The organism is uncultured Kordia sp. (genome assembly GCF_947489565.1).
Lineage (GTDB): Bacteria > Bacteroidota > Bacteroidia > Flavobacteriales > Flavobacteriaceae > Kordia.
In genome coordinates, this window is record NZ_CANLEA010000009.1 from 73,801 (window position 1) to 95,682 (window position 21,882).

The 21,882-nt window shown below is 33.8% G+C and carries 17 protein-coding genes; 6 read left to right on the forward strand and 11 right to left on the reverse strand.

Going from position 1 to position 21,882, the window contains the following annotated elements:
• Positions 1-179: 179 nt before the first annotated feature.
• Both Q0845_RS13580 and Q0845_RS13585 read right to left on the reverse strand, forming a co-directional pair.
• Positions 180-1,721, reverse strand: a complete 1,542-nt coding sequence (locus tag Q0845_RS13580; RefSeq protein WP_298514088.1) for a RagB/SusD family nutrient uptake outer membrane protein — start codon at positions 1,719-1,721, stop codon at positions 180-182.
• 20 nt (positions 1,722-1,741) lie between these two features.
• A complete protein-coding gene (locus tag Q0845_RS13585; RefSeq protein ID WP_298514091.1) occupies positions 1,742-4,777 on the reverse strand; it encodes a TonB-dependent receptor in 3,036 nt (1,011 codons plus the stop codon).
• 217 nt (positions 4,778-4,994) lie between these two features.
• Here Q0845_RS13585 and Q0845_RS13590 point away from each other — a divergent pair, with 217 nt between their 5' ends.
• From Q0845_RS13590 to Q0845_RS13600, 3 genes are all read left to right on the forward strand, one after another.
• Positions 4,995-5,867: an AraC family transcriptional regulator gene (locus Q0845_RS13590; protein WP_298514094.1), complete on the forward strand. Its 873-nt coding sequence runs from the start codon at positions 4,995-4,997 to the stop codon at positions 5,865-5,867.
• A gap of 117 nt (positions 5,868-5,984) precedes the next feature.
• Positions 5,985-8,300: a beta-glucosidase BglX gene (bglX, locus tag Q0845_RS13595; RefSeq protein WP_298514096.1), complete on the forward strand. Its 2,316-nt coding sequence runs from the start codon at positions 5,985-5,987 to the stop codon at positions 8,298-8,300.
• Between the two features lie 568 nt (positions 8,301-8,868).
• Positions 8,869-10,380 (forward strand): T9SS type A sorting domain-containing protein, encoded by a 1,512-nt coding sequence (locus Q0845_RS13600; protein ID WP_298514098.1) that lies wholly within the window; start codon positions 8,869-8,871, stop codon positions 10,378-10,380.
• Positions 10,381-10,594: 214 nt separating this feature from the next.
• Here the strand turns inward: Q0845_RS13600 and Q0845_RS13605 are convergent, their stop codons facing one another.
• The 3 genes from Q0845_RS13605 to Q0845_RS13615 all read right to left on the reverse strand — a co-directional run bounded on the left by Q0845_RS13605 (position 10,595) and on the right by Q0845_RS13615 (position 13,044).
• Positions 10,595-10,861 carry a hypothetical protein gene (locus Q0845_RS13605; RefSeq protein ID WP_298514100.1) on the reverse strand — a complete coding sequence of 89 codons (267 nt, stop codon included), beginning with the start codon at positions 10,859-10,861 and terminating at the stop codon, positions 10,595-10,597.
• Positions 10,862-10,980: 119 nt separating this feature from the next.
• Positions 10,981-11,289, reverse strand: coding sequence for a hypothetical protein (locus tag Q0845_RS13610; protein WP_298514103.1), 309 nt, complete (start codon positions 11,287-11,289; stop codon positions 10,981-10,983).
• Positions 11,290-11,385: 96 nt separating this feature from the next.
• A complete protein-coding gene (locus Q0845_RS13615) occupies positions 11,386-13,044 on the reverse strand; it encodes an AraC family transcriptional regulator (RefSeq protein WP_298514106.1) in 1,659 nt (552 codons plus the stop codon).
• 456 nt (positions 13,045-13,500) lie between these two features.
• On the opposite strand from Q0845_RS13615, the gene Q0845_RS13620 reads away from it, so the two are divergent.
• The 3 genes from Q0845_RS13620 (at position 13,501) to Q0845_RS13630 (ending at position 14,858) form a co-directional block, all read left to right on the forward strand.
• A complete protein-coding gene (locus Q0845_RS13620; RefSeq protein WP_298514108.1) occupies positions 13,501-13,770 on the forward strand; it encodes a hypothetical protein in 270 nt (89 codons plus the stop codon).
• Positions 13,771-13,948: 178 nt separating this feature from the next.
• Positions 13,949-14,326, forward strand: a complete 378-nt coding sequence (locus Q0845_RS13625) for a hypothetical protein (protein ID WP_298514113.1) — start codon at positions 13,949-13,951, stop codon at positions 14,324-14,326.
• A gap of 202 nt (positions 14,327-14,528) precedes the next feature.
• Positions 14,529-14,858 carry a hypothetical protein gene (locus tag Q0845_RS13630; protein ID WP_298514117.1) on the forward strand — a complete coding sequence of 110 codons (330 nt, stop codon included), beginning with the start codon at positions 14,529-14,531 and terminating at the stop codon, positions 14,856-14,858.
• A 47-nt stretch (positions 14,859-14,905) separates the two neighbouring features.
• Here Q0845_RS13630 and Q0845_RS13635 read toward each other — a convergent pair whose 3' ends face one another.
• The 6 genes from Q0845_RS13635 to Q0845_RS13660 form a co-directional block, all read right to left on the reverse strand.
• Positions 14,906-16,483 (reverse strand): N-6 DNA methylase, encoded by a 1,578-nt coding sequence (locus tag Q0845_RS13635; RefSeq protein ID WP_298514119.1) that lies wholly within the window; start codon positions 16,481-16,483, stop codon positions 14,906-14,908.
• Positions 16,480-17,121 (reverse strand): HNH endonuclease, encoded by a 642-nt coding sequence (locus tag Q0845_RS13640; protein WP_298514121.1) that lies wholly within the window; start codon positions 17,119-17,121, stop codon positions 16,480-16,482. Before Q0845_RS13640 ends, Q0845_RS13635 begins: the two co-directional genes overlap by 4 nt.
• On the reverse strand, positions 17,118-17,780 hold the full coding sequence (locus Q0845_RS13645) for a hypothetical protein (protein ID WP_298514125.1): 663 nt from the start codon (positions 17,778-17,780) through the stop codon (positions 17,118-17,120). Before Q0845_RS13645 ends, Q0845_RS13640 begins: the two co-directional genes overlap by 4 nt.
• A gap of 7 nt (positions 17,781-17,787) precedes the next feature.
• On the reverse strand, positions 17,788-20,118 hold the full coding sequence (locus Q0845_RS13650; RefSeq protein ID WP_298514127.1) for a sensor histidine kinase: 2,331 nt from the start codon (positions 20,116-20,118) through the stop codon (positions 17,788-17,790).
• A 402-nt stretch (positions 20,119-20,520) separates the two neighbouring features.
• The gene (locus Q0845_RS13655) at positions 20,521-20,811 is read right to left on the reverse strand and encodes a GIY-YIG nuclease family protein (protein WP_298514129.1); all 291 of its coding nucleotides are present in this window, start codon (positions 20,809-20,811) and stop codon (positions 20,521-20,523) included.
• A gap of 36 nt (positions 20,812-20,847) precedes the next feature.
• On the reverse strand, positions 20,848-21,612 hold the full coding sequence (locus Q0845_RS13660; RefSeq protein WP_298514131.1) for a DUF6261 family protein: 765 nt from the start codon (positions 21,610-21,612) through the stop codon (positions 20,848-20,850).
• Positions 21,613-21,882 lie beyond the last annotated feature (270 nt).

The window sequence follows — 21,882 nt, forward strand, 5'->3', positions numbered from 1 at the left end:
TGATGCAATAGTAAAGTACGTCTTCAACTAAAAAGAGAATAAAAGAAGCATTCGAGTCGTACTTTTCAAAATTGAGTTTTTACTAAAAAATAACAAAGCAGCATGGTTACATACTGCTTTGTTACAGCAATTCAAATACTTATTTTGAATAGAAAATTGACGTTATCTTTCTCCTTGAATTAGTATCCAGGATTCTGATCAGCTATTGTTAACTCTCCGTTTTTGTCAATTTCAGTAATAGGAATTGGGTATAAGTCATTTTTAGGAGCATATCCCGTACCTGCTAATTCTGTAGCAGCTCTTCCCCAACGTACTAAATCCCAAAAACGTTGTCCTTCGTGTGCAAGTTCTAAGAATTTCTCTTCTACAATAGCATCAAATAATGCAGTTCCAGAAAGTGATGTACTTACATCTGCCAATCCAGCTCTGTTTCTAACTTTGTTTAATTCTGTACGAGCGCTTCCGTCTTGTCCAGCTTGGTTATACGCTTCTGCAGCTAATAATAATACTTCTGCATAACGGAATATTCTAAAGTTTGTACTGTAGTTTAACTCACGAACACCACCATCACTAGTGTCTTCTGCTCTTGAAGCATATTTTGTTCTGATAGCTCCTTCGTAATCCCAAATTACACCACCAGTAGCACTTGTTGGATCAACTCCTCCACCAGCAGCAATTAGTTCTGCTTCTGTAAGTAACGTTGCTGATTTTCTTTGTGTATCTCCAGCAGCATCAAATGCATTTGCTAGTTTCGCTGTTGGTAAGTTGAATCCCCATCCGTTTAATAAACCTGTTCCAGTTACGTCAAAAATTCCGTCACCTCTAGGTCCCATTAACTGAATGTGTAAGTTACTTTCGTTTCTTCCGCCCCAAGCGATATTTCCCCAATCTCTTCCAGAAGTTGAAACGAATCCTAATTCTACTAATGATTCTACTCCAAATTCTTTATCGATTGACCAAACATCTGCTACATTTGGCTCTAAGTCGTGTGCTGAATTTCCAATTACAGACTGAAAGAAAGGAATTGATTCAGAATATTTTTCTTGGAAAACTAATACTTTCCCCATTAATGCTTCTGCTGCTCCTTTAGAGAATCTAAATGCATCAGCCAAAGCCGTTTTTTCTGGTAAACTTGCAATTGCAGCAGTTAAGTCAGCCTCAACTTGTGCATAAATATCTGCTCTTGACGATTTTGCCAATCCGAAATCTGCTGCTCCTTGTGGAAGCGTTAAACGTAATGGAACATCTCCAAACATTGTTGTTAATTCGAAATAGCACCAAGCTCTGATAAATTTAGCTTCTGCAGTTGCTCTATCTTTATTACTTAACGTACTTTCATTTAAACTTTCAATAACTAAGTTCGCAAGTGCAATGGTACTATAGAAATTATTCCAAACACTTTCAATAGATCCATTGGCAGTTGAAATGTTAGCATAATCATCAATATCTTGCAACTGTGGTTGGTCACTTGAATTTCCTCCTGCAGCATTTGCATCGTCTCCAGGTAATAATTTTACTAAGAAGGCACTGTGCCAGTCTCTACTATAGTTCAAGTGCATTAAGTCATAAATTCCAATGACAGCTGCTTCTACATTTTCCTCATTTTGGAAAAATGTTTCTAGGTCTTCTACATTTTCAGGATCATTTGTAGTAAAGTCATCACTACAAGCAAGTATTCCTAAAAATACAATTACGGCGGTTAAAAAAATGTTTTTTTTCATTTTCAAAAAGTTTTTTTTGATTAAAAATCTAGAGCCAACCCAAAGATCATCCTTGCGGCAGTTGGGTAATACCCTCTATCTACTCCAATATCATTAAATCCAAAGTTTCCGATTTCAGGATCTAATCCTCTGAATTTTGTGAATGTAAAGTAATCATCTAAAGATACGTATAATCTTAGATTATTCATATGTAATTTTTCAGCTATACGTTGAGGCAATGTGTATCCTAACTGAATTTGTTTGATTCTCATGTATGAACCATCTTCTACCATTAAGTCAGTATCGTATGCATCTGTAATAGTTGCAGATGATGGGAAAGTTGCAACGTCACCAGGACTTGACCATCTTTCATCAAAATAGTGAACTGGCTTGTTTGTAATAGGTCTAGAAGGTTGGTTGTACGAAGTAAAAATATCGTTTCCAAGACTTCCTTGGTATTGTAAGTTAAAATCGAATGCTTTGTATTGGAAAGCAATGTTACCTCCAAATAATACATCTGGATGTGGAGAACCGATGAATGTTTTATCTGCATTCGTAATGTTTCCGTCACCATCCGTATCTACTCTTTGTAATTCTCCAGTTGCTGGATCAACACCATTTGTTTGGTATCCAAAGAAGTACCATGCAGGTAAACCTTCTGTAAATCTTGTAATTCCATCATCATTTTGTGGCGCTCCTGCTCCTCTAATTGATGTTCCTTGTGGTAAGAATAAGATTTCTGTTACTTCATTATCTAAGGTAGATAAGTTAGCATTGATTTGATATTTGAATGCATTATCATTGTTTGCATATCCAATTTCAAATTCAAGACCTTTGTTTACAATTGTACCAGCGTTAAATTCGTTAGATGTAAATCCTGCTGAACCTGGTGTAATTAAACTACCATCTGAAACAATTAAGTCTTCTGTTGTTTTCTTAAAGTAATCTACAGAGAAACGTAATTTATTATCTAAGGCTCTTAAGTCAATACCAAAGTTTGTTTGTGTAGATGTTTCCCACACTAAGTTAGTGTTTGCAAATCCTGTAATCTGCGCTCCACCTTGACCTAAATAATCAATTGGTAATCCATTGATGTTTCTTGTGATACTAATGATATCTGAATTTCCTGCTAAGTTAGACTTGTTACCGTTTTGTCCCCAACTTCCTCTTACTTTGAAGTAGTTTACAAAAGAATCATCACTCCAGAAATCTTCTTTAGATAATACCCAACCTCCAGAAAGTGCAGAAAAAGTACCTGCTTTATTTGCGGTAGGGAATTTGTCAGAACGGTCACGTCTTACAGAAGCTTCAAATAAGTACTTTCCAGCATAATCATAAGACAATCTACCATACATAGATACTAAGTTATCTCTGAAAGTAACAATATTATCTGTTCTATCATCTACTGTATATCCAGGTAAATCTAAATCAAATCCTGTAAAATCTGATATTGCTACCGATCCAGTTCTTGACGCTACTGTTGGCACTTCAAAGTCTTCTGCAGAATATCCTGCTAATACAGAGAAGTTATGATTATCAAATGATTTTGTATACGAAGCAAAATTCTCCCATAACCAACGTTTTGTACGAACTTGTGATTCTGACATTGTATAGGTTGTGTTTTGCGCTTCCGAAGCTACAAAATATGGTCTGATTGTATTTTCATTTAAGAAATCTCCATACTCATATCCAAATCTAGATGTAAAGTTTAATCCTTCTAAGATGGTAAACTTACCATAGATTGTAGATAAGAATTGATTGTTGGTATTTAATGTTCTATTCACATCTGCATATGCAACTGGATTTAATGTTTCTCCTGTTGAATATGTTGGATATCCATATACATTTCCATTTTCATCTCTTAATAATGGTACATCTGGGAAACCGTTATCTGATGCTCTATCAATTACTTCTTGCGGCACTTGTCCTGCAGGATATGTAACTGGCGTTAACGGATCTAATACTAAAGCATTTTGAATTACACCTCTTGTATCGTTATTTTCCTGTACTCCTCTTCTTTTTATGAAAGATGTAGTAGCACTTGCGCCAACTTCTAACCATTTAGTAACATTACTTTTAAGGTTTAAACGCAATGCAGTTCTTTTAAATGAAGAGTTTTCTTTTGACACAATACCGTCTTGATCAGTGTGTGCGATAGAAGCGTAATATGAAATACCCGCTGCTTCACCTGATAAACTTACATCATAACGTTGCATAAATGCAGTATCAAAAACTTCATCAACCCAATTGGTATCAACTCCGTTATTTACTACAGATGTAACGCCTGCTTCATTCATATATGTTACAAACTGAGAAGCATTCATTAATTCTATATCACTATTTAAGAACTGGAAACCAAGCTGTGAATTAAAGTTTACTTTAACTCCTTTTCCTTTTCCTCTTTTAGTAGTGATGATGATTACACCATTAGCACCTTCTGTACCATAGATAGCCGCAGAAGCAGCATCCTTTAATACTTCTAAGTTTTCAATGTCTGATGGTGGAATATTGTCAATGTTTGAAACTTTCATTCCATCAACAATAAATAAAGGCTCTGAAGTTCCACTAGAACCTGTACCTCTAATACGAATTCGAGCACCTGAACCAGGCGAACCAGACGAAGACGAAACGGTTACACCCGAAGTACGTCCTTGTAAAGCTTGCTCTACTCTTTGGTTAGATACACTTTTAATGTCGTCGCTATTTACACTTGAAATAGCTCCTGTCACTAAACTTTTCTTTTTAGCTCCATATCCGACTACGACAACCTCATCTAATGAATTTTGGTCTTCTTCAAGCGTAACATTGATTGTTTTCTTGTCACCTACAAGAATTTCTTGAGGTTTGTAACCGACATAGCTAAATATTAGTACATCAGTTGAGTTTACATTTTTGATCGTATACTTACCATCAAAATCTGTAGCGGTTCCATTACTTGTTCCTTTAACAGTAACATTTACACCTGGGACTGGACCATCGGCATCAGAAACAACTCCTGTAATGTCTTGTGCAGATAAAACACTGAACGATGACAGTAACATTACTAGGAAAAATTTCTTTAAAAAATTGTTTTTCATATTCGTTAATTAATTAGGCTATTTTTTAGATAAAAAGCATTTTTTAAGACTTTTATTGTCAAAAAATGAATAAACACTTGGCATAATTTTCATCTTTTTAAACAAAAAATCATTTTATTTGTACAAATGTATACTCAATATTAACAAATCTTTAATACAATTTTATCAAATTCCAATATATTTTCTTTAAAATTGTGTTAAATTAAGTTCAAGATTTATGCAAAAAAAGATTCATAGAGAGATTACACAGCTATCTCAGTCCGATAGTTTCCTCGTATATTATAGAGTAAAAGAAGATTTTGATTTCCCTTTACATTTTCATCCGGAATACGAATTAAACTTCATTTACAACGGTGACGGTGTTCGAAGAGTAATCGGCGATCACATGGAAGAAATTGGCAAATACGAGCTAGTTCTTGTAGGTCCTAATTTACCACATTGTTGGGAATTACACAATTGTAAAAACAAAGAAATTCACGAAGTCACCATTCATATTCATAATGATTTACTAGATGAAAAGCTATTATCGCGCAGAGTGTTTAAGTCTATCAAAGATATGTTAAACAGATCTATTCACGGGATCTTATTTTCTGAAAAAATTACAGAAGAAATTATGCCGCGACTTCTGGAACTCCCTAAAACATCGGGGATTGACTACTTTTTAGAGTTTATTTCTATTCTACAAGACTTGTCAAATTCACGCAATCAGAAGCTATTATCTACATCCTTTTCAAATTACAACGAATTTGAGAATAGTGACAAGATTAAGAAGATTTACGAGTACATTCAAAATAACTTTCATCGCAAGATTACCCTTGATGAAATCTCGGCTTTAATCAATATGACTCCTGTTTCTTTTAACCGCTTTATTAAGAGCAGAACAGGTAAAACCTTTATTTCTTTTACTAATAGTACGCGCGTGAGCTATGCAACTCGTTTCCTTTTAGAAACGGACTTAAGTGTAGGAGAAATCGCGTATAAATGTGGATTTAATAATCTTGCGCATTTCAATAGAATGTTTAAAAAAATAAAAAAAGCGACCCCAAGCGAATTTCGAACAGAGTTTAATGGGATTCAAAAAGTACTTTGATACTATTTTATCATTTTTGAATTCATTTTAACTCTAATATGTAAAAAAATATCAAGTTTTGACTATTTATGTACAATTCCGAACACAATTATATTATACTTTTACAATAACAATCCGATGAAAAAAACAACAATGATTAGACGACACTATAAAATAATAATTGCAGCTGGAATTATGTTTAGTTTTTTTGGATGTGGAGTAAACAAAAAAAGTGGTTCAGAAATGGAAATGGTAAAGATAGTATCAGTTGATCAAAGAGTAGATTCTTTGATGGAAAAGATGACCTTAGATGAAAAAGTAGGTCAAATGAATTTATATAATGGTTTTTGGGATGTAACAGGACCAACACCTGAAGAAGGTTCTGCTAAATTAAAATATGAACACCTAAGAAAAGGTTGGGTTGGCGCTATGTTAAGTGTACGAGGTGCCCGAAATGTACAAGAAGTACAACGCATTGCTGTAGAAGAAACACGTTTAGGAATCCCTTTATTAATAGGTTTCGATGTTATCCACGGATATAAAACCTTAAGTCCTATTCCATTAGCTGAATCTGCTAGTTGGGATTTAGCGGCGATTGAAAGTTCGGCACGCGTTGCTGCGACCGAAGCTTCTGCTGCAGGAATTAACTGGACTTTTGCGCCTATGGTAGATATTTCTAGAGATCCACGTTGGGGAAGAGTTATGGAAGGTGGCGGAGAAGATCCGTATTTAGGAAGCAAAATTGCCCGTGCACGTGTACATGGTTTTCAAGGAGACGATTTAAGTCATAAACATTCTATCGCTGCATGTGCAAAACATTTTGCTGCGTATGGTTTCTCAGAAGCTGGAAAAGAATACAACAGCGTAGATATTGGAACTTCTACTTTATATAATACTGTACTTCCGCCATTTAAAGCTGCTGCAGATAGCGGTGTAAAAACATTTATGAATTCTTTCAATGAATTAAATGGTGTTCCAGTAACAGGAAGTGAATTTTTACAAAGAGACATTTTAAAAGGTGATTGGAACTTTGATGGTTTTGTGGTTTCAGATTGGGCTTCTATCAATGAGCTTATATTTTGGGGACATGCAAAAGACAAACGCCAAGCAGCTATTATTGCTTCACGTGCAGGTTCGGACTTAGACATGGAAGGATATGTATATGTACGTGAACTTGTAAAACTTGTAGAAGATGGTGTTGTAAAAGAAAGTATTGTAGACGATGCTGTTCGTAGAATTTTAAAAGTGAAATTTGAACTCGGATTGTTTGACAATCCATATATGTATTGCGATCCTGCTAATGAAAAAGAAGTTATCGGTCATGCAGAACATCATGAAGCGGTATTAGATGTTGCTAAAAAATCTATAGTGTTATTAAAAAACGAAGGAAATTTACTTCCACTAAAGAAAAAAGGACAAAAAATAGCATTAATCGGACCGCTTGCTGCCGATAAAAACAGTCCATTGGGAAGCTGGAGAATTGCTTCCGATGACAATACAGCAGTTTCTGTTTTGGAAGGAATGGAAAAGTACACAGGCAATTCTTTAACACATAAAAAAGGGGTTGATTTAGTAGTGGGTCACACAGCATTTATCGAGGAAGTTGTTGTGAACACCACAAATCGAGATGGCATTGACGACGCTGTAAATACGGCAAAAACAGCAGATGTTGTTGTCATGGTGTTGGGTGAGCATGGTTTTCAAAGTGGTGAAGGTAGAAGTAGAACCAGTTTGGATTTACCTGGCTTACAACAAGAATTGCTTGAAGCTGTGTATGCAGTAAATAAAAATATTGTACTTGTTTTAAATAATGGACGACCTTTAGCCATTGAATGGGCTGCAAAACACATTCCAACTATTGTAGAAGGTTGGCAACTTGGAACACAATCTGGAAATGCCATTGCACAAGTATTGTATGGTGAATATAACCCTAGTGGAAAGTTACCGATGACGTTCCCTAGAAATGTGGGACAAATTCCTATTTATTACAATCATAAAAGTACAGGAAGACCTGATAATACAAACGACAATGTATTCTGGTCACACTATATAGATGTAGAAAACACGCCGTTATATCCTTTTGGACACGGATTGAGCTACACAACATTTGAATATAAAAACTTCAAAATTCACGGAAAAGAATTTGCTATTGGAAATGATATCAAAATTACGGTTGATGTTACCAATACAGGAGATTATGACGGAAAAGAAGTTGTACAGTTATATATAAGAGATTTATTTGGAAGCAATACGCGTCCAGTAAAAGAGTTAAAAGGTTTTGAATTGGTTCACTTTAAGAAAGGAGAAACGAAAACCATCGAATTTACGCTAACTAGCAAAGAACTTGGTTTCTTTAACAATCAAGGAAAATTTATCGTAGAAGCTGGTGATTTTGAAGTATTTGTTGGCGGAAGCTCTGATACCGTTCTTAAGGACGCATTTACACTCAACTAATTAATTCTTGTTTATACACCGCAAGAATCAATTCATACATTGGTTTATTTATTAATTCGCTAAAAGATGCTCTGTTTGTTGAGCATCTTTTTTTTGTTCCTGTTTGTAATAGTATACAAACAATAGTAAAGTGTCTAACAACTAGATTTGCAGATACCGATACAAATCCTGCTACAGCATGTATGAAATAGCTGAATACATTTACATGATATAAAAAGATAACTGTATAAAGATAGCGAGCGAACTTCGGTTTACTTTTTTTATGATGTATTGTTACTGATGAAAAAATCTTTTCATGTAGTAAGAAATAATGATTGTATTGGTTTACATATTTTCAAATACACAAATTCTTCTTTCTTAAAAAACTGAGACACGCTGCTTATAAGCTCCATTCAAAAGCATGTCACTCGTCAACAATTATATGTCACTCGTCCCAACATCCCGAAAACAGTGGCTTTTTCGACTACATTCGTTTTGTCAATAAACGACACAAAATAATTTATCAGAACTATTAATCGATCATTTTTAATCCTGAAACACATTAAAAATGATATCAATTCAAATAAAAATGAAAAAAACACTACTTACTTTAACAGTACTACTCACTAGTTTTGGACTTCTTGGACAAGTCCAGTTGGGCACAAATTTACTCAATGAAAATACGGGCGATGGAGCAGGTAGATCTATTGATATTAGCGATAACGGACGTGTGGTCGTTGTTGGCGCACCTGCTGCCGTAAGCGCTATTAATGCAGGAATTTTTATTCGAGGTGGACATGTACGTACGCATGGATACAATGGTGTACACTGGACTGCTGGAGCCGATTTTGATGCCGAAGAAGGAGGTGATAATTTTGGAAATGCTGTCACTATGAATGACGATGCTTCTTTGATTGCCTGTGGCGCTCCTTCTGGAAGAACCGCTGGCGTAGGATATGTACATGTATATCTTGCGCAAGGTGACCCAAATACGCCAGGAGGATATATCCGTTATGACGGAAACGAATTGGAAGGAGAAACAGGAACTTCTGGTTTTGGAAGATCTCTAGATATGAATGGTGATGGTTCGCGCCTTATTGTTGCAGGAAACAATTATGTAAAAGTATTTGAAAAAACAAGTTTGGGAGATCCTTGGTTACAAATTGGACAAACCTTACAAGGAGAATCTGGCAGCGACAACTTTGGAATTGATGTCGCTATTAGCTCTAACGGGAATCGCATTGTCGTTGGAAATTCGCTAAGTGATATTGGCACTACCAATGCAGGATACGCCCGTGTATATGATTTAGTTGGAAACACTTGGACTCCTATTGGTGGAGATATTACTGATGGTTTTGGAGACAATGCTGGTGCAGGTGTTGATATTGCTTCTAATGGAAGTCGTATTGCTGTTAGTTTTCCTGGTGACGATGGCAATGGGCTGAATGCAGGTGTTGTACGCACCTATTTTCTTAATGGAGGTGTTTGGACACAAATTGGAAATGACATGCAAGGAAGTGGCAACGGCGACGGATTTGGAAGTTCTGGAAATGCTGGATCTATAGACATGTCACAATCTGGGCAGTTTATTGCAATAGGATCGCAAAGTGGTGTTGGAAATTTGACTGGATATGTAAAAGTATATCAAATGCCTACAACTACAGGCACGACAACTTGGTCACAAATAGGCACCACTATTTTTGGAACTGCTTCAGGCGATCGTTTTGGATATTCGGTAGCTATTAATGATGATATGTCTTTTGACACACGTGTAGCTATGGGTGCACCAGAAGCAGGTAATAGCGGTACTTCTGGAAACAGTCGTGTTTATGAATATAATAGCGTTGTACTAAGTATAGATGATATTGCAAATACTTCAAATACGCTAACACTGTATCCTAATCCTACTAATGACATCTTATACATTAAAGGAACAACTCCTAAAAAAGTTACAGTGTTTGATGCACAAGGACGCCTTGTAAAAGAATACCTCAACCCTACCGATCATATTTCATTTGGGACGCTGCAAAGAGGCATGTATTTATTACAAATAATTGATCATACAAATGCCTTGAGCAATGCAAAAATAATAGTTCAATAGTATGTAGTGTACTATTTTATTTTTTGTTTCAAACTAAAACCACGTTTCTTTTTTGGAGGCGTGGTTTTTTCTGTTTTTTTCTGTGGATTTGTTTTTTTGTTGATTTGGTTTTTGTTGGTTTGTTCATTTGTTACGTTTCTCCTAAGACCAAAAACTCAACACCTGAAACCCAAAAAAAGTGATCCGAAGATCACTTTTTCAAAACACGTTAAACTTAGGCATGATGATGCCTTATATCTCCATTTGCATTATGTTCTAATGGACACTCAATACAATTAGAATGTGGAATTGTTACACAGTCGCAAGCAGAATACAACTCACTATACCATAAACATCCTGGCTCTATACCTTCTGAAGGTGGCGGGTAATGAATAGTATCATTAGGTACATCACCTGCATTGTGGTAATTACTTCCTCCATAGAGTTTAGAAATACGATTTTTCTTGAGTTGTAATGTTTTTAGGTTTCTTTTTTTCATCATAATTTAATTTAAGATTAATGATGTAAAGCAACTCATTTTTACTATGCAGTAAAAGCAAAGGTATTGATGCATTATAAAGCGTCAATTTTCTTCTCAGACACAAAGAGTTAAAATTTATATTATCCTGCATGCATGGCATTTCCATTTCCTCCAGCTTGACATCCTTCATGTTCCGATGGCGGTTTTGCTCTTGTACTACCATCATTCGTATGACATGAATGATATACAAACGAAGGACAATCTGGTGATCCTGATTGATCTACCGCTGTACAGTTTGCTCCATCAACAGAAGCATCAGTTGTATTTATATAGGTTTCCGTTTCTGAAGCATCTGCAGGTGTATATCCGCCTACTTTTCTGTATAATAATGTTAAGTTTGAAACCCTATATTTTTGTAATATTAGGTTTTTTAGATTCTTTTTTTTCATAATACTTTGTATTGTTATTGTTAACTGTATTCAAGCAAAGAAATATTGAATCAATAAAAAAATAATTGCATTGACGCTTTATAAATCGTCAACAAATTAGCTCTTTTCTTTCAGGTTTCTTATGTATTGTGAAGGGTAAATTCCGGTATATAATTTAAAAGCTCTCGAAAAAGTTTCCTGTCTTTTAAATCCAAATTCGTCCGCGATTGCCATGATGGTATATGATTGCAATTTCTTGTTGTTTTTCAAATTTACCAAAGCAGTTTCTATGCGTAATTCTGTAATATATGCCGTAAACGACTTTCCTTTATAGGTATTAATTACTTTAGATAAGTATGCCGTATTCGTTTCTAACGCTTCTGCCATAACACCCAAACTACAATCTTTAGACAAGTAGGTTTCATTTTTTTCAAACTTGGCTAGCTTCTTTAAAATAGCTTGTATTTTTTCATCAGACACCGTATCTTTTTGAGTCTCTACTTTTTCCTTTTTATCTTTTTCAAGTGCTGATACTTTTTGTAAAAGCACAGCAAATTTCTTTTGTACACGCTTGTTTCTTGCTCTATAATAAAACACACTACTTATAAGCACCAACAACAATCCTATAGATGTTATAATATACCCTTTTTTACTTTTGGATTCTTGCGTAAGCTGTTTGTCAAGTGTATGTATTTTCGTTTTTAAAGGAACTATATCTACCAAAGCATGCATTTCATTATTAAGCTTTAAATCTTCGGCGCTTTGCTTTTTTTCGAGAGCTGTATACTGCTGCAAATGATACGACGCCTTTTCTGTATTCTTTTCTTCAGTATAGGCTGCTGTCAAAAACTCGTGTAATTCTTTTTCATTGGAATACACATTTTCGGAAGCCTTCATAACAGCATAGGTTTTTTCTAATTGCAGTATAGATTCCGTGTAAGATTTTAATTTATAGGCGTTCTTCCCAAGATAAAACAAAGAGGTAACATATAAACTTTCATCCTTACCTTCTGCATAGGCTTCTACCTGTTTGGTTAATACTATTGATGCATTGTATTGTGTTTCTTGATACTGAATAATTGCTTTATTCATTAACAAAGAATAGTACGCCCTTGCATTTTGATTTTTAGAACTATTTTTAAGTCCAATTTCATTATAAACCTTAGCTTCTACTGTATTTTGCATTCTCAGATAAGTATCTGTAATACCCACAAGTGCTATCAGTCTATAATATTTAGTATCACGCGTTTCTGTTAAGGCAGATAAACGTTTCAGTATATCTTTATACAACGCTATAGCTTCTTCAAAATCTTTATGCAGCTTTTTGATTAAAGTAATTTCACAAAGCGATGCTATTTCTTTAACAGAGTTTCCCTTTGCGTAGTTTTTTGATTGCATATATACCTTTATAGCCTTGGAATCGTCTCCCAATTTTGAAAGAATACTTCCTTTTATAAATAAGTATTTATAGAGAAGCAACGTATCATTTATAGTCGTAGCCTGCGCAATAGCAGATTCAATATGTGTTAATGCTGTCTTGTTTTGCTCTAGTTCCATTTCACAAGTAGCAATATAATAATCTGCTAGTGAAAGTTGTTTTGTATCTCCCTGAACGACTGCCAAGCTTTTTGCCTGCAAAGCATATTCTAAAGCTTTAGAAGGTTCTTTGTCTCGAAATTCACGATATGATCGTACTAAATCATCAAAGGACACATCATTCTGCGCATTGACAGGGTTTAGAAAAGCAAAAAACAGTATGAATACTAGTTGTTTCATGGTCAGATTTTTTTTAAGACACACTTCGACAGGCTCAGTGTAAACAAATCATCAAAAAAGGTACGATAATTATTTTGGTTCCTTGGTTGTCGGTAATATGATATATTATTCTTTGTTTCAAAGACTAAACTCGTAAACTTATATACTTCTTATTTGTTTTTTGTTGATTTGTTTGTCTATTTGTTGATTTGGGTTTAGGCTTGACTTCGACAGGTTCAGCCGCGCGCGCTTTTTTGCTATGTTTTTCATAATGCATATTTGAGGTAATTCGTGTCTTTGAGAATAAACTAATCTTTAATAACAAAGAACTAACCATCCATACTCAAACAACTCATTTACAACACACTAAACGTTTTTTTTACGGTGAAACCGTAGTTAATTACGCGGTTTTATTTTTAAATTATAATCGTCCCAGAAAAGAAAACGCTAGTCAACCCATTTTAAAACGTTACAATTATGAAAAAAAAGAATCTAAAAACCTTACGCCTTACAAAATCGACCATCTCTCATTTAAACTTGCAATCTATAAAAGGAGGTACACAAGTAATTACGGATATTATTCGTACACTCACAGCCAATGAAAGTGCCACTACCTGTTCCAAATATGTGATGTGCGACTCTATGTTGGCATGTCCTCCAACCATTAAAAAGACACAGTTTAAAAATGACGACACAAGTCCTGCTTCGCTTTGTGCCGAGAGAGAACCTACAGGTGTAGGTATATAAACAATATGCTGTAATAATATGATACTATGAAAGCGAACTCTATGGAGTTCGCTTTTGTTTTGGACTTCGACTCCATTTCGACTCCATTTCGACTCCGCTCAATGTGAACGCTCAATGTGAAGTCTTAATTCATTAATTTGTTGTTTCTTGTAGGGTACAAAACGGATAAACCTTCTATATGAGCACTAAAAAAATAGCTGTTATTACAAAGAACCCGTCTTTACAAAAACAACTTAGCGAGAGTATTGAAGCATATAATTTTGAAGTATATCTAATTAACTCATTCCCTAAAGCGTTAACTATTATAACCAAGGAACAAGTTGATATTCTTTTGGGAGATTTTTCTTTTAATGAACCCTCCAGAAGAGCTGAATTTGCAGAACAATTATCTGAACACTCGCCGCAACATGCTTCGTTTATTTTCTTTACAGATAATGATCCTGATTATTTTCTTATAGAAGATCTTAAAATTACACAAACGTATTACAGAATTCGAAAACCTGTTAGTTCATTGGAGCTACAACATACCATTAACTTAGTATTAGATAGTGCATAAAGAGGCAACAATTGTAAATTCATAGACCAAGTTTACTTCCTCATTATAATGTAATACTAAAGTCATTTTTAATTTCATATTTATAACTTTATATTTCGACTCCGTTTACCTTGAGTTTTGTTTGAAAGATTCAGCGCTCGAGCTCAACTACCTATGTTATTAAAAACATTAAATCGACATAATACTATTTTATTATTTATACATGATTGGAGAATTTTTATCAAAAATAACTTTAGTACATACAGCTATTATTGCTGTAGTATGTTTAATTACCATGATCATATTAGCATACAAAAAGCCCAAATGGTATAAAGGTACGGAGAGACTAATTATCTTTTTTTTAGGATTGATTTTTTTCTATAGATTGGGTTGGCAGGGTTCCATTGATCATCATGATATTGCTTATATGGAACAAACTAGAATTCCAGATAATTTGACGGGGATATTTTTGTTATTAGTTCTATTAGACAATTTGTGGCTGGATAAGGTTTGGAGGGATCGGTTGGAAGAAGGAGAGGAAAATGAGGAATAGATTGTTGCGTGTTTGGAATATTGAAGGGGTTTGATAAGAATAGTAAATTACCTTCTTAACCTTTTTCTTATTAATTTACTCCTAATTTCTCTTAATTTTAATAAATCTTCATTACTGACTTCTAAAATAGAATTAAGAATATTAAAATCATTCTTTGTTAGTATTTCCTCAATATTAGATTTGTTTTCAAATTTAACCGTAAAATCTTTGAATTCTGTATTACTAATTTCGGTATAAGGGATTGGTAATTTTTTAAACTCGCTTGGAACAAGTTCTAGAACTCCTCCTCCATAATACCTACCATCTAATTCAGACAATAACAAGGTTAAAGTATTATAAAACGAATAGATGAAACTATTTAAATCATAATCTTCCCGCATTTTGACTTTATAAGCTGAATCTGTAACAAATGCATCAGAATTATTTTTTAGAAGTTTTGGATACAAATGACTTCTCTTGAAGAAAAAAGCATCAGGTTTTTTTGCTATATTAGGAATAACATACCAATTGTTTCTTATTCTACATTTATATCTTTTAGGTATTTTTTGCACCTCCCCTATATCCAAATACTCTCTTAGCTTTTTTGAAATTCTATCACTGTCATTTAACATCAATAATCTACTTGGATGATTTTCTTCTTCAAGTTTCTGAAAATCTTCATCATTGAAGATAACACTACCATTCACAAAAAGTCCTTTCTGTATGATTGGCTTAGTAAATCTAGATAAATTATACTTTTTTTCAATTTCCTTATCTATAATAAAAAACTTATTAGCTGCTGTCACAATACCTGGTTTTGAATCTGAATAATGATTCACCGTTTTAAGCTCTTTTTTAAGATTATCTATGAATGCTAATTCATCAGATGTTAGAAAATGATGTATCCATTTTATTTTTGATTCAATGAGTAAATCATTTTTTTTTAAGATAAAATCATTACTCTTCAATGCTTCAGCAGAAATAATATTAGTAAAAAACTCTCCTTTCTGTTTAGCATTTTTATATGCAAATAGCACAATTGTATCTTGACCTTTACATTCAAACATTAATTCATTAAAAGTAAAAATTTCAATTCTTTCAAATTCTTTTTTTAAATACTCTCTAACTTCTTCTGCGAATTTAACTTGCAATAACTCTGCAGGTAAAACAAATGCCAAAACTCCATTTTTTGTTAAAAGAGTATTAGCTTTAACTAAAAAAGTTGCCCAAATATTCTTCACAGAAGCCTCTGTTAAACCTTCTTCAATATGTATTTCTTTACTTAATTTTATTTGTCTTTTCGAAAGAGTGCTTTTTTTAATATAAGGAGGGTTTCCTATGACAGTTGAATACTTTTTAATAATTGGATATTCTAAAAAATCTGTTTTTAAAAAAGATGATGACTTTTTATCCCATTTTTCTAATGCTTTTTCAAGTTCACTTTCATTAGTATCTAAAGCTGTTAATTTAATACTAATAGCCTTTTCCTCATTTAATTCAGAAATAAAAGCGCCATCACCAACACTTGGTTCTAAAATAGAAATACGACTTCTCCCTTCAAAATGAGATAATACTCTTTTTGAAATAAAGCTTGCCAAATAAGGCGGAGTGTAATATGAACCTGTATTTTTTTTATCTAAAATCATTTAGCTCTCTTAATTTCACTTGGTCTATACCTACTTATTTTCTTTTCACTATTTTGAAATGAAATAATTTCAGCTGTAAGATGCATATACTCCTGTAATAATAAATCGCGTTTTTCTGATCTATCTACCAAAAGAACTTTTGATGCTAATTCTGGTAAATTCATTATAGCTTTATCTAACCTAGCGCGTAATTTAAATTCCTTTCTCTCATTTATTAATTGAGGCCTATTTAAAACAATTTTCTCTATTATATATTTCGAAGCTACATATTTCCCGTGTAATAACCCATTTTCATCTATATCAAATAAGGTGTTATAATTAACTTGTTTTGGATCGGGATATGAAGGGACTGAATGATTTGAATTAGGCTCCTCAGGCCAATCATTACTTTTAAATCGATTACAAATAGCACAGGCATAAAAAAGGTTTTCAAACTCTTTTTCCAATGCAGAAAATTTTGATTTAGGCTTGAAGTGTTCTATGTGAAAATTATCACTTCCTCCAAGAGAGTTTTCATGAATTGCACAGTATACACATTTTTCTTTAGCTTCTAAACGTATTTCTGACCTATATTTTCTATATTCAGAGACTTTTATTGGTCGTTTAGTTAAGTTTTTATTTATTATTGTCCATTTCATTTTTCCAAAAATTGCTTAATCTTATTCGATAATTCTTCCAGTTTAATTGTCTTATCTTCCAACTCGATCAGCCATTGTTTTCTATCATTTATACTTAAAGAGGTTAAAGGAATTTCAAGTTTAGTTTGTAAACCTTTTAATTCTGAAATATCTTCTTTAGTTGCTTTATCTAATGCAACCAACTCTGACAATTGAGCCAGCCTATTATACTCTTCTTGATAATTATTAAGATATGACTGAGTTGCTCGCACAAATCTTTGCATATATTGTTCAGCATTTTTTTTATCAGAAAATAATGTTCTACTAACAATACCATCAAATTGACCTTTCATTCCTTGTAAAACTGTATCATCATCAAAAGCTGTAATTACATACATGGGTAATTGCTTGTTAGTCACTCTCAATAGCTTGACGATATCATGTCCGCTATAGCTTGTAGATTTTCCTTTTTCATTTGGGACCACATTTAACTTCTCGTCTACAATAAGTATAACTACTTTATTTTGAACAATCCAACTAGCATAATCTTCAATTTCCTCTAATGGATCATAGTGTTTTACTTCCCATTTGATGCCCTCTTTTTTCAAATATCTTGAAATACGTTTAGCTACTCTATTCCTTAATTCTTTATTATCGTCAATTATTGCTACTTTAAGCATACACAAATTATTTTAATGGTAACCAAATAGAAAACTTGGCTCCGCCAAGAATCAAATCATTTTCAACTTTTCTTACCCCTTCCAAATCATCAACTATAGATTGAACTATTGTAAGACCTAAACCAGTTCCAGAAACATTTCCTTTGTCATCTGTTTTTGTACTATATAAGGCCTCCCAAATTATTTCCTTAAATTCATCATGAACCCCTAAACCAGAATCTGAAACAATAATTTCAAAACCTTCTTTATTTTCTACACTTTTAGAGTTTAAACCTAAAAAAACTTTTCTATCTTTTAGTATATTCAAACACGCAGAATAAGCATTTGTTAATAAGTTAATTAAAACAGTTTCAATATCCATTGGAAATGTTTTTGCTTGTACCTCTTTAAAATCTGTAGAAATTTCAATCCCGCTGGCTTTAAAGGTAGGAGTAACTTCAAGTATTATTTTTCTTAGCAAGGAACTAACCTCTATTTTTTTTCGAGTTCTTTTATCTCTTTTAATTCTTGTTAGAGCAAAAGCCCCCCATTCTGCAACCTGATTTGCATGTTTCTTGGAAGAGTTCAATTCAGTAAGAGCTTCTTTAATATCTGGAGGTATTTCATTTAAAGATTCAATAGCTTCTTCATTAGCCATCTTAAATTGAGTAATTGAAGTTTGTGTTTCATGACCAAAAACTGCTGATGAGATACCTATAGTGGCTAATCCACCTAGAGTTCTATTTTTATCAAGAACTTCTTCAATAGTTTTCTCTGTTTCTTTAGTCTGTACAAGAACAGCGTCAATATTAGTTGAAGCATCTAGCACGTATGAATGATTATTTTCCTTTGCCTTCTGTTTCAGCCCGATAAGTTCTTTTTTAAGATTGTCTAACTGGATTTTATAATTATCTAATATTTTTTTGTAAGAAGGACGTTTTGGTTTATCTTCATTTATATTAATGTCCTTGTGGATTTTATGTCTATGTAATTCTAAAAGCCTCAATCCACTTAAAACTAATGCTCTTAAATCATAATAAGCTTCATTATGTACCAATCCTTCTCTAGCTGCACTGTCTTCAAGATCTATATTCTCGTCTCTACTTATATAAATAGCCCCTAACATTTGATTATTTTTAACCATCCAATCAGAGCGACCAATACCTGCTGGGTTTTGTCCTTGTCTTTCACCTAAATTAAGCCAATCTTCTCCATCCTTCCCTGAGAAACCATAAGGTTTTACACTTATATTATCTCTGTATATCTTCACCCCTCCATTATAACTCAAATATTCCTTTAATTGATTCAATGTAAAACCAGAGTCTTTGACCATTGCTTTGTCTCTTGGATAAAACATCAAATCAAACATAACTGGACCACAAGTAGGGTTACTTTGGCTAATGCTATTATTTTTAATATCATTTAATAATATTTTTTTTCCCTCTTGTTTTTGAGTCAACTGTTTCCATGTGATTATTTTTTCAGATGTATCACTAATCTTGTATTTATCTTTCAAGGTGTATATTATTTCATCGCTTACACCATCGTAAAACACATTTATTTCAACTTCAGGCTCCAGATGTGCTTTAGATTTAATTTCACCTTTGTATTCTGTTATTAGATTTGTTTTTACTGTTATTTTAAAATCTTTAACTACTCTAAATGGTGAAATTAATATTAATAATTCTTCATATAGTCTCTTTAAATCTGAGTCTTTCCATTCGTTTCTTAATCCTGTAATTATTAACTCAGTTCCTGTTGAACTTACTTTACCTTTATATTTAGGTAAATTTATTTTAGGAGAATTTATTTTTTCAAAAGGTATTAAATGTAAATCAACACCTTGTTTATCAAAATCATTCCAGTTTATTTTTAAACCAAAAATTTCTCCTTCTTTTTTTGTAATTAAATTGATTGAAGATCCTAATCGATCAGCAGATAATCTGCCTATACCTTTTTCACCTGTTTTTCTCCTTCCCTTTTTTGACGTAGTTTCAATTCTCTTTGATGAAAATCCGATTCGCAACCATTTCTTTAACACCTCTTCTTTTGTCATTCCAGTGCCTGAATCTGAAATTCTTATGTAGCTTTTATCATTTTCCTTAATGCAAATTTCAATTTCAACATTAGTCGCGTCTGCATCATATCCGTTTTTAACAAGTTCCAAAACAGCTGTAGTATGATCCTTTATACTATCTCTTCCCAAATGAGCTAGAGCACCTGAATCAGTTGTAAATCGTAAATTATCACCATCATACTTTGCTAGATCAGACGATAATTCAAGAAAAGTTTGAAAATTAATTTTCTCTTCTTCTAAAAGAGATTTAATTTCATTTTTTAATTCATTTTCTGTTTTCATCTAGAATTCATTTAGTTAATCTCTTCAACACTAGAAATATAATTATCTATAATTTATCATGAAATTTCTATTCTAAATACAAGCTTTAAAATTTTAAAAATTTACTCATACTAAATATTCACTTTGAAACTTCTTTCATACAAATATATAATAATGAAGGATATTTTTCTAGGCGGTTACTAAAAGTAGACATTTCTAAAACCTCAATATTAAACTAAAAAAAAGTTATATAACTACGGAAACCCGTAATGACTCAAAAAAACCACCCAAACAGCTTCCTAGAAAACTAAATGGGTGGCATTTCGGGCTTCGAGAGCCTCAGCCCTCGGCTCAGTGCTCGAATTAGCAACATACTTCGACATACTCACTAGCAGGATTCAAGTAGCCTGAGGTTCTCGAAGGCTACTTATCCCGATACGCTATAGATAACTCGAGAAGTTTTTCATACTTCCCCGCAATCAACGCTTCTTTCTTTTTACGACTCCAGCCTTGTACTTGCTTTTCTCTGTAAAACGCAGTATCAATTCGGGTATAAGTTTCTACATATACCAACTTAACGGGCAAGCGCTTTTTGGTATGGTTGGCACCATTTCCAGTGGCATGTTGCATAAAACGCCTTGCTAAATCTTTGGTGCTTCCTGTATAGTAACTACCATCACTACACTCCAATATGTACATATATCCTTTTGGCATATTTAATTAAAGATTGAGTGCTCGAATTCGTAATTCTCAACTTTGATCTTCCTCAGTTTCTGAGGAGTCTGAGGCACTCGAAGACTCAGTTTCCGTACTTCCCGAACTCAATCGAAGTCCCACAGTTAAGTTATACTGCTTTGCCAATACACTAAACTCATTCACCAATTCTTGATGTGTAGCATTGCTGCCTAGTGTTGCATGTGCCTCTACATGTGCCGTTAAGGTTTTGTAGGCATCGGTAGTATCCTCTCGTAATGAAGTAAAACTTGTGGCAGGATTGGCTGCCGACTCTGAGATACGTGCTAAGTATCGGTCGTTAAAAGCTTCGTTTGCTGTTTTAAGTTCTGCAATCCAATCGGTCAGTGCCGTCGTAGTAATGGCGTTTGCCAAATCGGTTTCAGTTTCCCAATCGGATAACATACTATCTATGACGGCGGTTTCGGCTTGGTAGTTCATTCGTGGAATATTGCTACCGTAGTTATTCATATTAAATAACAAACTACGTGCAGCCGATTGAAAACGCTCATCGTAATGATAGTTGTAGGCTTCCAAATTGGCCTTAATTCCCATAAACGCTTTATCGCGTCGAGCATCCAATTCAATTAATTCTTGTGTAATGCCACTGCTCTGCTCCTGCTGAAACAAATTGTCCATTTGAGACGTAAGCGTTGCAAGGGCATCACGCTGTGCGGTAAGTTGTAATACATCAACATCATTGGCGTTGACAAGCTCTAATACATCTTTCATGTATTGTAAAAATTCGCTATTTCTGTAGCGGTCTAATGTTGGATTTTCCATAACATTGAGTTTTTAGAAGATTTATAATTTTTTAACACTTTTCGAGTACACTATTACACATTTCGCAATAAAAACGCTCCCGAAACGATCTCGCAGCAATGCAACAAGCTTTCGGGAAATCCCGAAACGGTCTCGCAGACGTGCAGGAAGCTTTCGGGAAGTCCCGAAACGTTCTCGCAGACCTGCAGGAGGCTTTCGGGAAAACCCGAAATGTTCTCGCAACCGTGCAACAGGCTTTCGGGGAAACCTGAAACATTCTCGCAAGCCTGC